The 13,818-nt window shown below is 69.4% G+C and carries 14 protein-coding genes; 5 read left to right on the top strand and 9 right to left on the bottom strand.

Translation table 11 applies throughout. The annotated features are described in order from the left end of the window. Positions 1–213 precede the first annotated feature (213 nt). From ABTZ43_RS03410 to ABTZ43_RS03390, 5 genes are all read right to left on the bottom strand, one after another. Positions 214–1,383, bottom strand: a complete 1,170-nt coding sequence (locus tag ABTZ43_RS03410) for an ABC transporter substrate-binding protein (RefSeq protein ID WP_350537823.1) — start codon at positions 1,381–1,383, stop codon at positions 214–216. A gap of 100 nt (positions 1,384–1,483) precedes the next feature. Beyond that, on the bottom strand, positions 1,484–1,873 hold the full coding sequence (locus ABTZ43_RS03405) for a nuclear transport factor 2 family protein (RefSeq protein ID WP_350537822.1): 390 nt from the start codon (positions 1,871–1,873) through the stop codon (positions 1,484–1,486). Between the two features lie 40 nt (positions 1,874–1,913). Next, positions 1,914–2,705 (bottom strand): MoaF C-terminal domain-containing protein, encoded by a 792-nt coding sequence (locus ABTZ43_RS03400; protein WP_350537821.1) that lies wholly within the window; start codon positions 2,703–2,705, stop codon positions 1,914–1,916. Positions 2,706–2,874: 169 nt separating this feature from the next. Beyond that, a complete protein-coding gene (locus ABTZ43_RS03395; protein ID WP_350537820.1) occupies positions 2,875–3,831 on the bottom strand; it encodes an AraC-like ligand-binding domain-containing protein in 957 nt (318 codons plus the stop codon). A 150-nt stretch (positions 3,832–3,981) separates the two neighbouring features. Next, a complete protein-coding gene (locus ABTZ43_RS03390; RefSeq protein ID WP_350537819.1) occupies positions 3,982–4,836 on the bottom strand; it encodes a MurR/RpiR family transcriptional regulator in 855 nt (284 codons plus the stop codon). A 102-nt stretch (positions 4,837–4,938) separates the two neighbouring features. On the opposite strand from ABTZ43_RS03390, the gene ABTZ43_RS03385 reads away from it, so the two are divergent. Together ABTZ43_RS03385 and murQ are read left to right on the top strand one after the other, a co-directional pair. After that, the gene (locus tag ABTZ43_RS03385) at positions 4,939–5,961 is read left to right on the top strand and encodes a BadF/BadG/BcrA/BcrD ATPase family protein (protein WP_350537818.1); all 1,023 of its coding nucleotides are present in this window, start codon (positions 4,939–4,941) and stop codon (positions 5,959–5,961) included. Next, positions 5,951–6,886 (top strand): N-acetylmuramic acid 6-phosphate etherase, encoded by a 936-nt coding sequence (gene murQ / locus ABTZ43_RS03380; RefSeq protein WP_149423457.1) that lies wholly within the window; start codon positions 5,951–5,953, stop codon positions 6,884–6,886. The genes ABTZ43_RS03385 and murQ overlap by 11 nt, the downstream gene beginning before the upstream one ends. Before the next feature lie 109 nt (positions 6,887–6,995). On the opposite strand, the gene ABTZ43_RS03375 is transcribed toward murQ, so the two are convergent. Together ABTZ43_RS03375 and ABTZ43_RS03370 are read right to left on the bottom strand one after the other, a co-directional pair. Next, positions 6,996–8,975 carry a primary-amine oxidase gene (locus ABTZ43_RS03375; protein ID WP_188042382.1) on the bottom strand — a complete coding sequence of 660 codons (1,980 nt, stop codon included), beginning with the start codon at positions 8,973–8,975 and terminating at the stop codon, positions 6,996–6,998. Positions 8,976–9,131: 156 nt separating this feature from the next. Then, entirely contained in the window at positions 9,132–9,716 is a 585-nt protein-coding gene (locus tag ABTZ43_RS03370) for a TetR/AcrR family transcriptional regulator (RefSeq protein ID WP_350537817.1), read from the bottom strand. A 66-nt stretch (positions 9,717–9,782) separates the two neighbouring features. Between ABTZ43_RS03370 and ABTZ43_RS03365 the strand changes: the two genes are divergently transcribed. Next, positions 9,783–10,313 (top strand): hypothetical protein, encoded by a 531-nt coding sequence (locus ABTZ43_RS03365; RefSeq protein WP_350537816.1) that lies wholly within the window; start codon positions 9,783–9,785, stop codon positions 10,311–10,313. 25 nt (positions 10,314–10,338) lie between these two features. Here ABTZ43_RS03365 and ABTZ43_RS03360 read toward each other — a convergent pair whose 3' ends face one another. Next, a complete protein-coding gene (locus ABTZ43_RS03360) occupies positions 10,339–10,662 on the bottom strand; it encodes a DMT family transporter (RefSeq protein ID WP_350537815.1) in 324 nt (107 codons plus the stop codon). Then, positions 10,659–11,030 (bottom strand): DMT family transporter, encoded by a 372-nt coding sequence (locus ABTZ43_RS03355; RefSeq protein ID WP_350537814.1) that lies wholly within the window; start codon positions 11,028–11,030, stop codon positions 10,659–10,661. Before ABTZ43_RS03355 ends, ABTZ43_RS03360 begins: the two co-directional genes overlap by 4 nt. Before the next feature lie 227 nt (positions 11,031–11,257). Between ABTZ43_RS03355 and ABTZ43_RS03350 the strand changes: the two genes are divergently transcribed. Together ABTZ43_RS03350 and ABTZ43_RS03345 are read left to right on the top strand one after the other, a co-directional pair. Next, on the top strand, positions 11,258–12,706 hold the full coding sequence (locus tag ABTZ43_RS03350; RefSeq protein ID WP_350537813.1) for a glyceraldehyde-3-phosphate dehydrogenase: 1,449 nt from the start codon (positions 11,258–11,260) through the stop codon (positions 12,704–12,706). A gap of 50 nt (positions 12,707–12,756) precedes the next feature. Further along, a complete protein-coding gene (locus ABTZ43_RS03345; RefSeq protein ID WP_350537812.1) occupies positions 12,757–13,815 on the top strand; it encodes a winged helix DNA-binding domain-containing protein in 1,059 nt (352 codons plus the stop codon). The last annotated feature ends 3 nt before the right edge of the window (positions 13,816–13,818 follow it).

The raw sequence follows: 13,818 nt of genomic DNA, 5'->3' as shown, positions 1-13,818 counted from the left end.
GGATCGAGACGAGGGGTGTGGGACCTGGCTCGGTCCCTGAGTGAGCGGATCGAGACGAGGGGTGTGGGACCTGGCTCGGTCCCTGAGCGAGCGGATCGAGACGAGGGGTGTGGGACCTGGCTCGGTCCCTGAGTGAGCGGATCGAGACGAGGGGTGTGGGACCTGGCTCGGTCCCTGAGCGAGCGGAGCGAGACGAAGGGCGTGGGGGAGGCGTTACTCGCCGATGCGCAGCCAGTCGTCGGCGACCTTCTCCCAGGCGTTCGTGCCGGATTCGAGGATGATGGGCCAGCCGGCGGTGTTCTGGGTGCCGAAGGCGTACGGCGTCCCGACCATCGGGTTCTCGATCGGATCCATGCCTCGCAGCGCCTCGGTGACGCTCTCGCGGGTGATGTCACCGTCCATGCCCTCGAGAACCTCGATGAAGTACTTCGCCGCGAGGTATCCGCCCTGGCTGAAGGACGTGAGCGCGATGTCGTTCTCCTCCATCAGCGCGCGCCAGTCGGCGTTGATCTCGTCATCGTCGGTGAACGGGTAGAACTCGGCGGGCACGTGGATGCCCGCACCCGCGTTGTCGATCGCGCCGGCGAAGTTCTCGCTGTAGACGCTGGTCAGATACAGCCACGTCACGTCGTCCCAGCCCTGGGCGTTCGCCGCCTTGACCTGGCCGATCGCATCGGGCTCGACCGGGTTGATCGCGAGAGCCTTGCAGCCCTGCTCGCGCGCCTTCACGATGTACGGGGTGTAGTCCGAGGCGCCGTACGGCACGGTGTCGTCGACGTATTTCGGCTCCTTGCCGGTGATCTCGGTCCACTTGTCGATCGCGGCCTGGTACGTCGGACGCGTGGAGCCCGCGATCTCGAGCAGGATGCAGATGTCATCGAGTCCGAGCACCTCCGAGCCGTACTGCAGCGTGAGGGCCATGTCGTTGAAGGGGCCGACGTTCGCAGGCGAGATGTTGTCGCTCGCGAAGCAGCCGGTGTCGACGCCGATGCCGGGCATCGAGAGGATGTCCTCCTGCTCGTAGTACTTGGCGTTGATCTCGCACTCGATCAGGCTGGCCGAGCCGACGAGCGCCACTGCTCCGTCGCTCCCGACCAGTTCACGGGCCGATGCCGTGGCCGTCGCCGGGTCTCCCTTGTCGTCGAGCGTCTTGTACTCGATGGTCCGACCGTCCAGGCCGCCGGCGTCGTTGAACGCGTCGAAGACCGCGGCTGCGGCCTGCGAGGCCTCGGGAAAGGTGGCCGGGCCGCTGATCGTGTTCACGGAGCCGACGACGATGGGGGCTCCCTCGCCGCCGCCGCTTCCGTCTCCGCCGGCGCAGCCGGCCAGGGTGAGGGCTGCCACGGCGATGAGCGCCACGCTGCCGGATACTCGCTTGTTCATGTGATTCCTGTCTCTCGAGATCGTGTCGTGCTGTGTGATCGGGTGGTGATGCTGTCGGGTGGCGCTGCGGGGTGACGCTGTGGTCGTGCGATCCGCTGCCTCAGTCGCGCAGTGCGCGGTTCACGAGTTCCGTGTCGGTGAACTGCTCGAAGGCGACCACCTTGCCCTCGGCCAGCCGCCACACGTGTGCGACGCGGGCGGCGAAGAATCGACCGGTCGAGCGGTACGTGCCCGAGTAGGTCCCGATGCCGACGACCACGTCGCCGCCGTCGATGACCTCGTCGATCGCCACCGTGTAGTCGTCCCATTCGTCCTGGATGCGCGCGAAGACGTGGGCCGTCACGGCATCCGGACCGATGTAGGTACCGGCGTACGGGAAGCCTGCGGCTTCGGTCCAGCGCACGTCGTCGGCGAACGACTCGAGCATGCCGTCGAGGTCTCCGCGGTCGTTGGCGGCATAGTGTGCGGCGATGGTGTCGGCGTTGCGCATGAGGGGTTCCTTCGTCTCGAGTGCGGATCCGGTGGCCGCGTCAGACCGGCTGCGCGTCGGGGTAGGTGACCGAGCCGAGCGGATAGATGTGCCCGCCGCCCCGCGAGTGCTCGGCGTCGCCGTCGCCGTTCAGACCGAGGAAGATGCCGGTCGTCATCAGCTGGTAGCCGAGGTCGTGCAGCCAGACGCTGGCGACCGCGATGCGGAACTCGCGGAAGCAGAAGAGGTAGAGGCCGTCGGCGAACTTCCAGACCGTCGACAGATCCATGTCGCCGTGGCCCCGCTGCACGCCTTCGAGGCACTGCCACGCATAGCGCCGACTCGAGATGTACACGTGCTCGTAGAGATGGTGAGGGCTGTAGCGGTAGACATTGCGGGTGCCGATGAGGTCGCGGCTCGGGCCCGGCACCGCACCGGTGGCCGCGCCGCGATCGGTCGTCGCCGCCCAGAAGTCCTGTCCGACCTGCGGAATGCCCGCGACGGCCGCCGCGGCGATGCGCGATCGCACGACCGTCGCACGGTGCGTCGTGGTCGAATAGACGACGGTGATCGCCTCGCGTTCGCGACTCTCGAGCGGGATGTTGACGAAGACGACGTCATCGCGCACCGTGACGGCGTCGTAGGGGTCGATGCCGGTCGAGCCGAGACCCGACCAGGTGACGGCCACGGCGTCGAACGAGAGGGACAGCGGGGAACCGTCATCGAGTGTCAGCGTCATGGCGGTGCCGGAGAGCGAGGCGTTCGGCAGGCGGAACGTGTCGATCCCCGCGGCGAACTCGTCGTAGGTGCGCCATTCGTCGAGCGCGGGATCGGTCGAGACAGGGGCGGTCATGAGGGTCCTGACGTCGCATGCTGCGGAGCATCCTCGCTCCGGGCACCGCGTCCTCGCGGTGTGCTTGCCTCATGCTCCGGCGGCGCACGGCATCCGTTCAAGGGATGCGACACCATCGCGCGCCGAGAGTCAACCGGCGTGCCCTCCGGGGCAAGGGCATGCCGCAGGGTCAGTGCGCGGCGCGGTATTCGCTGGGGGAGATGCCGAACGCCGTCTTGAACGCACGGCTGAAATGCGCGGCATCCACGAACCCCCACCGCGCGGCGACGGCCGCGACCGGACGGTCGGCGAGCATCGGGTCGAGCAGGTCGCGTCGGCACTGCTCGAGGCGCCGGGTGCGGATCCACGTCGAGACCGTGACGCCCTGCTCCTGGAAGAGTCCGTGCAGGTGCCTGGTCGAGATGAAGTGCGCCGAGGCGATTGAGGCGGGGCCGAGGTCGGTGGAGGCGAGGTTGCGGTCGATGTACGAGCGGATGCGCTGCACCAGTGCGCGGTGCGGATCGGCTGACACCTCATCGAGTCCGAGCTCCCGCGTGAAGACCGTCGTGACGAGATCGAGAGCGCTGTGGGCCAGGCGCGCTCCCGTGGTTCCGGCGAGCTGATCGAGGTTGCCGGCGAGCTGCGTCAGGTAGGGGACGACCATTCCGCCGAGCCCACCCTGTCCCGAGATCCGCACGGCCGTTAGCTGACCGACCATGTCGGCCGGGAGGCTGATGAGGTGCTTCGGGAACATCACGACCATGGTGCGGAAGTCGTCGTCGAACACGAGGGAGTAGGGGCGATCGGTGTCGTACACGGCCAGATCGCCCGGCTGCAGCACGGCTTCGCGGTCGTCCTGGATCAGCATCCCGGTTCCGGCGAGCATCAGGCTGAGCTTGAAGTACGACCGGTCGCTGCGCGCGATGAGCTCGGGGGTGCGCTCGACGACGTGCGATGTCGCACGCACCTCGTTCACGTGCACCTCGTCGACGGAGGCGCCGCGGATCACGCCGCGGAAGTGGTCGGCACCCGACGTCGACACCTGCAGCGGGACGAACGACTCGGAGACGGCCGCTCTGAATTCGCTGATGTTGCGCGCGACGAGCGTGGACACCGACTCGGCGGGGGCTGCGGGCACACCGTTCATGATTGACTACCTCGGGTGGTGGAACGACGACGTTGTATACGATCCGTGTCGTGATGCTACCACCGGCTCGTTCAGAACCGCGAGGCTTCTGCGATGCCGACGGAGGGCGGCCGCGCGAGGCTCGGCGCAGCGTCCGGGGGAGGGCGAGGCTCAGCGCAGCGTCCGGGTGGCGTCGGCCGTGCGCTGCAGGGCGTGCACCGAGTGGGCATGGCGCTTCTGCGCGACCCCCACGAAGAGGCAGTCGACCAGGGCCAGCTGCGCGATCCGGCTGACCATGGCCCCGGCACGCAGGCGGGGTTCTCGCGCGTGGCTGAGCAGAGCGTGATCGGCCTCCGCGGCCAGGGGGGAGTCGGATGCGCCGGTGACGCCGATCGTGGTGCTCGCCGCCGATTGTGCGGTCTGCAGGAAGAGCAGCGTCTCGCGAGTCGTGCCCGAGTGGGAGAAGCCGATCGCCACGGTCTTCTTGGCGCCGAGCGCGGCTGCGGCGCTCGCCTCGTGCGCGTCGGTGAGCACGATCGCCGCATGACCGATGCGCAGGAGCTTGTGGCCGAGGTCGGCCGCGACGAGACCGCTCGCGCCGATGCCGAAGAGCAGGATCCGGTCGGCGTCGTCCACCGCATCCACGGCGGCGGCGAGCACGTCGTAGTCGACGCCGGCGATCGTCTCCTCGATCGCGAGCAGCTCGAGCGCCGCCACCTTCGCCGTCGCCTCCCGGAGGGAGTCCGCGGCCGAGATCTCGGCGCCGAACCCGGTCGACGCGGGGAAATGCGCGGACTCTCGCCCGAGCTCGGTGGCCAGAGCCATCCGCAGCGCCGCATATCCGTTCACGCCGATCGCGCGGCAGAAACGCACGACGGAGGCGACCGAGGTCGAGCAGGTCGCGGCGATCTCCGTGATGGTGCTGTCGACGACGATCGTCGGATCGTCGGTGATGGTGCGGGCGATGCGCGCGAGCGACGGCGGGAGATTCTCGGCCGCTGTCGCGATCGTCGTCTGGATGCTCATCGCTCTCCTGCGTCCTGGCGTGTCGGGAAGGGGTGTCGGGAGACGCCCCGGTGGTTGTGAACAATTATTCCACGCCGGGTGCTCATTGCGTAGACTATTTCCATGCCTTCCCCCTCCGCCGTCGTGGCCGTCGATCTCGGCAAGTCGCGGTGCCGTGCGATCGTCTCGGAGTCGGATGCCGTCACCGGCCGGCGATCCGGCCGTCGCCCCCTCCATGAAGGTGTCGGCGCGCCCGGCCTGGCTGCGACCGGTGGCGTCACCGCCGCGCTCGAATCGATCCTCCCGCTGAGGGCTCGTCTGGACGTACCGATCTCGTCGATCTCCGTCGGCGCTGCCGGAGCGTGGACCGCGCCGACCGCGGCATCCGAACTCGCTCGGCGGCTCGCCGACACCTTCGGCGTCCCCGTCGTCGTGACCTCCGACGTCGTGTCGGCGCACGCCGGTGCCCTCGGCGGCGCCGGAGTGCTCCTGATCGCCGGCACAGGCGCGGCCGCCCTCGGAATCGACGGCAGCCTGAACGACGACGACGACGACGACGACGACGGCGGCGACGACGGCGGCGGGACGGGTGGTGGCCGCGCCGTCCTCGTGGACGGCTGGGGGCCCGAGCTCGGAGACTTCGGCAGCGGCTCGTGGCTCGGTCGCGAGGCGCTGCGCGCGGTGCTGCGAGCATCCGTCGGCCTCGGGCCGAGTACGCGACTCACGGATGCCGTGGCGATCCCGATCGGCGCACCGTCCGCGATCCACGCCTGGCTCGCAGACGACGGCCCGCTGCCCCGACGACTCGCGACGCTGGCCCCGCTCGTGCTCGATGCCGCGGAGTCCGGTGACGGTGTCGCCGCCGATATCGCCGCAGAGGGCATCCGCCTCCTCGCCGCGTCGGCGACCGCCGCCTCGGCGCGCGGCGGGTCATCATCGAACGGTGCGTCAGCATCGGGTGGCGATGCGGTGGCTCTGCACGGCGGACTCACTGAGCATGTCTGGTTCCGTGCCGCGCTCGAGGCGGCCATGCGCGCTGCCGGACATGCCGTGGTCGTCTCCGCCGGCGATGCTCTCGACGGCGCGCTGCTGCTCGCAGACCGCGCCGATCTTCCCCATGAAAGGTTCGTGCATCGTGCCGAATGAACACGCCAGATTGACCACGCTCCTCGACGTCCTGTCGACCCTCGGAACCGAGGCCTCGACGATCGAGCGCGGCGATCTCGACCTGCTCGACACGATCGAGCTGGTGGATCGAATGAACGCCGAGGATCGGCGCGTCCCTGATGCGGTCGCCGAACGCCGCGCCGAGATCGCGGCTGCGGTCGACGGCATCACGGCGCGATTCCGCGAGGGGGGACGCCTGATCTACATCGGTGCGGGCACCGCCGGCCGCGTCGGCGTGCTCGACGCGAGCGAATGCCCTCCCACCTTCGGCACCGACCCGTCGATGGTGGTCGGGCTCATCGCCGGAGGCGAGACGGCGATTCGGTCTGCGGTCGAGAACGCCGAGGACGACGCCGATGCCGCGGGCCTGTCACTGCGCGAGCTCGGACTCACCGAGCGGGACACGGTGGTGGGGATCTCCGCCTCCGGGCGCACGCCGTATGTCGTGGGAGGCCTGGAGTTCGCTCGGGGAGTCGGCGCGCTCACCGTCGCGATCGCCTCGAACGCGGCATCCGACATCGGCGCGGTGGCGGACATCGCGATCGAGGTGGTCACGGGGCCGGAGTTCGTCTCGGGATCGACGCGCCTGAAGTCGGGCACCGCGCAGAAGCTCGTCGTGAACATGCTGACGACACTGTCGATGATCAAGCTCGGCAAGACGCATCGCGGGGTGATGGTCGACCTTCTCGCGACGAACGAGAAGCTGCACGCCCGCTCGATCCGCACGGTCACCGAACTCACGGGTGCCACCGTCGACGAGGCCAAGGCGGCCGTCGCCTCGGCGGACGGCTCGGTCAAGCTCGCGATCCTCATGCTCTCGACCGGAGCATCGGCGGACCGCTCGGCCCAGGCGCTCCGCGCCGCGGACGGCATGCTGCGCGTCGCCATCGCCGACCTCTCCTGAGAGAGGAGGCCTTCGATCCGCACTGATCCACGCTCACGCGCTCTGACGCGGTTGCGAGCTCCCGCGAGGAGCGCCCGAGGTGAGCGATACGTGGACCGGGTCGCTCGGGTCAGTGGCCGCAGGTGCAGGATTCGCCCCCACCGCAGCATCCGGGCCGTGCCGAGCCGTGCGCCTGCGAGGACGGCGGCACGTCCATCGCGGGATTCTGATCGAGGAAGCCGTTCGGTGTGAACCGGAATCCCGCGTAGTCGACGGGCATGATGGGCCAGTCCTCGGGGCGGGGGAAGTGCGTCAGGCCGAACGTGTGCCACAGCACGATGTCCTCGCCGTCGAGCGAACGATCGCCGGCCGAGTATTCGGGCAGACCGGATCCGCCCTGGTGCGCGTTGGGGTATCTCCCGGCGGGCCAGTTCTGACCACGCTCGTGCTGCGTCGCCCACAGGTGCTTGGTCGCGAACGTGGCGCGGGCGGCGACGGATGACGCGGGATCGGCCATGAGCAGCGCGGTCGGTTCGGGGATCAGGTGGTACGCGGTCGGGCGCCCGACATGATTCGTGCGCGTCGTGCTCTGCACCTCCCAGGCGCGGGCCACCGAGGTGTCGGCCTCGCGCTGCGCCTCCAGCTCCGTGCGGAGCTGCGTCTCGGACCAGGTGAAGGCGTTGCCGAACGGATTCTCCGGACCCATCGGGACGCGCTGCGCGTCGATCTCGAAGAGGCGGTTCTCGTCGCCGTCGATCGCGACGTCGAGTCGCGCGCAGAACAGATGCTGATGCACGGGCGCGAACACCCCCGGTGCGAGTTCGGTCGCGTGCTTCTGACGCACACCGGGTTCTCCGGCGCCGGCGAACACGATGCCGGTCGCCTTGGCCACCACCTCGATCGAGCCGTCGAGCGAGAAGTTCCAGTAGAAGCCGTAGTCGTAGTTGCCGATGGTCGAGAAGTACGAGATCACGAATCGTCGCGAGCGTCGTACCTCCGAGCGCCCCGCCAGGTCGGTGTGCTTCCAGAGGATGCCGTAGTCCTCCTCGTGCATGCAGACGACGTTCGGGATGCGCACGGGGTTGCCGTGATCGTCGGCGACGTAGCCGTCGAGATAGCGGATCACGCCCAGGCAGTCGCATCCGAGTTCGAGGTGGTTCGCGTTCTTGCCGAGCAGGTACTCGCCCGCGTCGAAGTAGCTGATCCAGAATCTGCCGGGGGCGGTGTCACCGTAGGGCACGACCATCTCGGGCACGCTCGCGCGGCTGAGCACCGAGCGTCCGTCGAAGGCGACGTCGTGCAGCACGAGACCCTCACGGGCGTTGAAGCTCACGCGCATCGACCAGTTCTCCCACTCGACGAGCGATCCGGTGACCGCGAAGCTCGGCCCTTCAGGCTGGGTGATCTCGATCGGCTTGAGGGTCGTGCGTGCCGCGCCCTGCACCTCGGAGTAGTAGTTGCCGTGGCCGGCGGGAACCGGCACGTCGCCCTCGTCGTCGATGCGGATCACGCTGCCCGCGGTCAGGTCGATGTGCACCACGAGGCCTTCGACCGGATGCGCCCAGGGCGAGTCGTTCTCGTCGTACTTCAGGAAGGTGAGCGAGCGGATCACTCGGCGCCCCACCTCGTCGGCCCGGCCGGTGTACCCCGGGGCGAGAGGTCCGCAGAAGGCAAGTTCCCTGTGCTCTGCGAGACCGCGCCGCGTCATCGCGGCCTGCCATTCGGGGGAGCTCTTGACGATCTCCTCCGCACGGGCGTACTCCTCGAAGAGGTACTGCGGCTGTCCATACGGCGGGGCGTCGTTCGGTACGCGCTCGGCGTGCAGCACCTCGCCGCGGGTGATCGAGACGATGACCTCGGTCGCGATGCCCGTCGCCGTGTCGAGCAGTGTCGCGTCGACGCGTCGGTCGATCGGCGCGCCGGGCTTCCAGGTCGCGAGCTCCTGCTTGGTGGGCTCGTCGGGCAGGAGCATCGGCACCCGTACGGTCTCGCCGAGCAGGCCTGCGGATTCGAGCACCGCCCGGGCCGCGGCGATCTCCTCGCCGGTGAGCGGGTCGAGCGGGTGCGGCGTGGGGATCCGGTCGATCGTGACGGGCTGGGGATGGGACATCGTCGTACCTCACTATTTCGAGCGAGTGCTCAATAAACGGATTGGCATGATGGTACGCCGATGCGGCCGACGCGCACAAGAGTGTCGGGGGAGAGGATGCCGGGTGGGGCGGTGCGGGGCGAGCGGGTGGCGAGGCCGTGTGGTCGGGTCGGGTGTTCAGACCCGCCAGGGCGAGAGGACGCTGTCGAGCACCGCGAGGTGCGCATCCGCGCCGTGCGGCTCGGTGACCTCGATCACCTGCTGCCCGTAGGTGATCGACCGCAGCAGCGACATGAGCGCATGCTTCGGCGTCGCCGGCGACAGCTCGCCGTCGGCGACCGCTTCGTCGAGGGACTCGCTGATGACGTCCTGCCAGGTCGCGAAGGTCGGTGACCCTGCATCCGGGCTGGAGGCGAGTGCCGTCAGGCGGCCCCAGAAGCCGACCACCACGTAGGCCTCGGTGCGGGTGCCGTCGTCGACGGGAAGGACCTCGCGCATGAGCGCGTCGAGTCTGGCCAGGCCGCGCAGTCCTGCGGTCATTGATCGGATCCGCTCGTCGGTGCGGCGGGTGATCTCGGTCGCTGCGGCGCGCACCACATCGTCGAACCCGTCGAAGTAATGCCAGAGCGATCCCGTCGCCACGCCGAGCTCCCTGGCCACCGCGCGCGACGACACGGCCTCGTGCCCGTCGCGTGCCGCCACGGCGAGAAGCGCCTCGGCGATCTGGCGTCGGCGCTGATCGTGATCTACGACACGGGGCACCCGCCCATCCTGCCGCATCGCGCGGAGTCTCGCTATTTTGAGCAACTGATCAATATAATCTGAACCGTGGAACCTCTCCTCCCCGCAGCATCGTGGCTGATGGCGCTCGCCGCCGTCGTGTCGGCTGCGGCATGCCTCGGCGTGTGGCGGTCTGTGCCGTGGCAAGGACGACAGAGCGCCCTGATCATGGCGGCGGCGATGATCATGATCCCGGCCGGCGGCGGCGACGCGATGATCGGTCTCGTGCTCGGGGTCGTCCTTCTCGTGTCGGCGATGCTCGGCACCGCCGGTGTGCGCGGAACGCCTGCGGCCACCGCGTGCTGTCACCGTGCTCTGGTGTCGCTCGTGATGGCGATCTGCTCGTTCGAGAGCCTGTCGACGGGAGGGCGGGCGGTCGAGGCGGGCGGTCACGGCGCGCACGGGCTCGACGGGGTGCTGTCCGTGCTCGTCGTGGCCGGGGTGGTCGCCGTGGTGCTGTGGACGGTCGTCTGCGAGTGGGTGCTCGCCCCCGTGCATCGGGGGCGCACCGCCCGCCTGCTCGCCGTCGAGTCCTGGGCGATGGCGGTCGGAGTCAGTGTGATGTGGCTGAGATTCTGACCGACGGGGTGTGTGACAGGACGCGTCAGTGCGCTCCGCCGAGCTCGATCAGCACGACGCCCAGAGCGATCAGCGCGACCCCGATCGCCATCATGACCGAGAAATGATCCGTGAAGATCACCCTGCCCAGGATCGCCGTGATCGCGACGCCGGCGGCGGCCCATACGCCGTAGGCGACGCCCACCGGCATCCCCATCGCCAGGATCGTGCCGAGCAGGGTGAACGCGGCGAGATAGCCGACGACGATCACCGGGATCCATCGACGACGCCGCAGGCCCTCCGATGCGCGCAGGCTGAGAGTCGCGGTGACCTCGCTCGCGATCGCGACGACGAGGAGCGCCCAGGTCACGAGGTCGCCTCGGCGGGTGTCTCGCGCACGTGGGATCCGATCTCGACGAGCAGCACGCCGACCACGATCGCGCCGATTCCGATGATCTGCACCGTTCCGAGCAGCTCGCCGAAGAGCACCGTGCCCAAGATGGCGGTGAGCACGACGCCGATGGCCGACCAGATGCCGTAGGCCACGCCCACCGGCATCCCGCGGTCCAGCACGATCGAGAGCAGCCACAGCGAGCCGGTGTAGCCGATCACGACGGGGAGCAGCCACAGCGGATGCGCGAAGCCCTCGGCGGCGCGCAGCGACAGGGTGGCGCTGACCTCGAGGACGATCGCGATCAGCAGCGGCGGCCAGGCCGAACGGCGTGGGCGATCTGTCATCGGGTGCCTTTCGACGAGGGCGTGCGCGCGGTGTCCGTGGAGGCGTGCGTGGGGGAGAACGCGTCGGATGCTCGCATGATTCCCTGTCGGGCAGGTGAACGGCGGGATGCGACGCCGCGATTTCTGAACACTCGCGCATGACGCGTACCCTGGACGCATCCCCCGAAGTTCACCCGGCAATCTCGCGCGCCGGCGACCTCGGCGCGCTCACACATGCAAGGACGCAGATGAACGTACCCGCCGCACCCCACGACGACTGGATGGCGCGAGAAGAGCTGGCCGAGCGGATGATCCCGCTCATCGGCGCGCTCAAGCGCGAGCGTGACGTGGTCACCTCGCTTCACGGACACCGCCTGCTGGGGCTCTCCGCCACGGGCATCGTCGAAGTGCACGATCGCGTCGCTCAGCTCGGCCATGGACAGATCGTCGTCGACGACACCCTGGCGGTGCTCGAGGCCGTGCACGAGCTCGCACCGGGCGCGTCGTCGCTCGACCTCGCGCGTCTCGTCGAGGGGCATGCCGAGAGCGGTCTGCCGCTCGACGCGTATCTGGCCGATGTGCTCGCGCCCGCGGTCGGGGCCGTCGCCGCCGCCCCCACCGACGTCGTGCTCTACGGTTTCGGCCGGATCGGCCGTCTGCTCGCCCGCATCCTCATCGCCCACACCGGCGGGGGCAGCGGCCTGCGCCTGCGCGCGATCGTGGTGCGGCGGGGGGCCGAGAACGACCTCGTCAAGCGCGCGTCACTGCTGCTGCGCGACTCGGTGCACGGCCGGTTCGCCGGCTCCGTGACGGTCGACGAAGACGCCGAGCAGATCATCGCCAACGGCACCCGGATCCAGGTCATCTACTCCGACGACCCCTCGGCGATCGACTACACCGCCTACGGCATCCATGACGCGATCGTCGTCGACAACACCGGACGCTGGCGCGACGAGGCGGGGCTCGGCCGGCATCTGGAGTCGACCGGCGTCGCGCGGGTGCTTCTCACCGCTCCGGGCAAAGGTGCGCTGAAGAACATCGTGCACGGGATCAACGACGTCACCATCGACCCCGACGACCGCATCATCACCGCCGCATCGTGCACGACGAACGCGATCACGCCCGTGCTCAAGGCGGTCGACGAGGCGTATGGCATCGTCCGCGGGCATGTCGAGACGGTGCACTCGTTCACCAACGACCAGAACCTGATCGACAACTTCCACAGCGGCGACCGCCGAGGCCGCTCGGCGGTGCTGAACATGGTGATCACCGAGACCGGGGCGGCCAAGGCCGTCGCCCGGGCGCTCCCCGAGCTCGAGGGCAAGCTCACCGGCTCTGCGATCCGCGTGCCCACGCCCGACGTCTCGCTGGCCGTGCTGCACCTGAGCCTCGAGCGGCCCGCGGTCAGAGACGAGCTCAATGACTACCTGCGTCGTGTCTCACTGCACTCGAAGCTGCGCCAGCAGATCGACTACGTCGAGAGCCCGGAGGTCGTCTCGACGGACTTCGTCGGGTCGCACCGCGCCGGGATCGTCGACGGCCTCGCGACCATCGCCACCGACACGGACATCGTGCTCTACGTCTGGTACGACAACGAGTACGGATACTCCTGCCAGGTCATCCGCGTGCTCGAGGTCATGGCCGGTTCGCACCCGATCGTGCTGCCGGAGCGGCGAGAGGTCACGCTGCACGGCTGAGCGACGCCGGGTCGCAGCGGGGTGTCGCAGGCCACGGGCATGATGAGGGTATGAAGACCTCGACCCTGCTGTCGGAGCGTCTGCGCTCGCACCGGCTCAGTGCCCCGGCGCGTTCGGTGACCGACGCGGCGGCGCACATGCTCGCCGTGCAGAGCCAGGACCTCCTCGCCGGTCGATGGGCCCTGGCGTGCCGCACGGGAGGAGAGCCCCCGTTGCGCGCGGTCGACCGGGCGTTCGAGCGGGGAGACCTGGTGCGCGCGTGGACGATGCGCGGGACCCTGCACATCATCCCCGCGCGGGATCTCGGCTGGGTGCTCTCCGTGACCGGTCGGCGTCAGCGTCAGCAGGCCGCCACGAGACGACGCGATCTGGGGATCGACGACGAGATGCTCGACGCGGTCACCCGGGCGATCGTGCCTCCGCTCCGAGACGGCGGCGCGACGCGCGCCGAGCTGTTCGACCTGTTCCGCGGGGCGGGAGTCGACCCGACGGGGCAGCGGGGGATCCACCTGCTGGCCGAGCTCACACTGCGGGGGCTCCTGTGCCAGGGGCCCGTCGTCGCGCGCCCGGGAATCACCCGCGAGCAGCGGTTCATGCTGGTGGCCGAGCACATCCACGAGCACGGATCGCCCGATGATCCGCTCGCCGAGCTCTTCGTCCGCTTCATCGACGGTCACGGACCCGCCGGGATCGAGGACTTCGCCTGGTGGTCCGGCCTCACCCTCGGGCAGTCTCGCGAGGCCCGAGAGCGTGCGGCGGGTCGCGTCTCCGTGGTCGACGACGGGGTCTTCGTCTCTCTGCGGCGTCCGCGCCGGTCGGCCGCAGCGCCTGACGTGCTCGCTCTCGGAGCCTTCGACGAGTACTACATCTCGTACGCCGACCGTACGGCGGTGTGCCGGCCGGAGGACCTCGCCGCGGTGGGGCCGGGCAAGAACGGCATGGTGCGGGCGACGATCCTCGCACACGGCAGGATCGTCGGATGCTGGACGCACGCGAGCGCGTCACACGGCTCCCCGGCCGAGCTCTTCGACCCCGTCCCGGGCGAGGGGCCGATCGACGACGCGGTCGACGCAGCGCTCGCCCGCTTCACGCGGTTCGTCGAGGGCTGAGCG

The sequence above is a fragment of the Microbacterium sp. NPDC097977 genome, from assembly GCF_040302605.1.
Lineage (GTDB): Bacteria > Actinomycetota > Actinomycetes > Actinomycetales > Microbacteriaceae > Microbacterium.
This window is presented reverse-complemented; position numbering and strand designations above follow the sequence as displayed.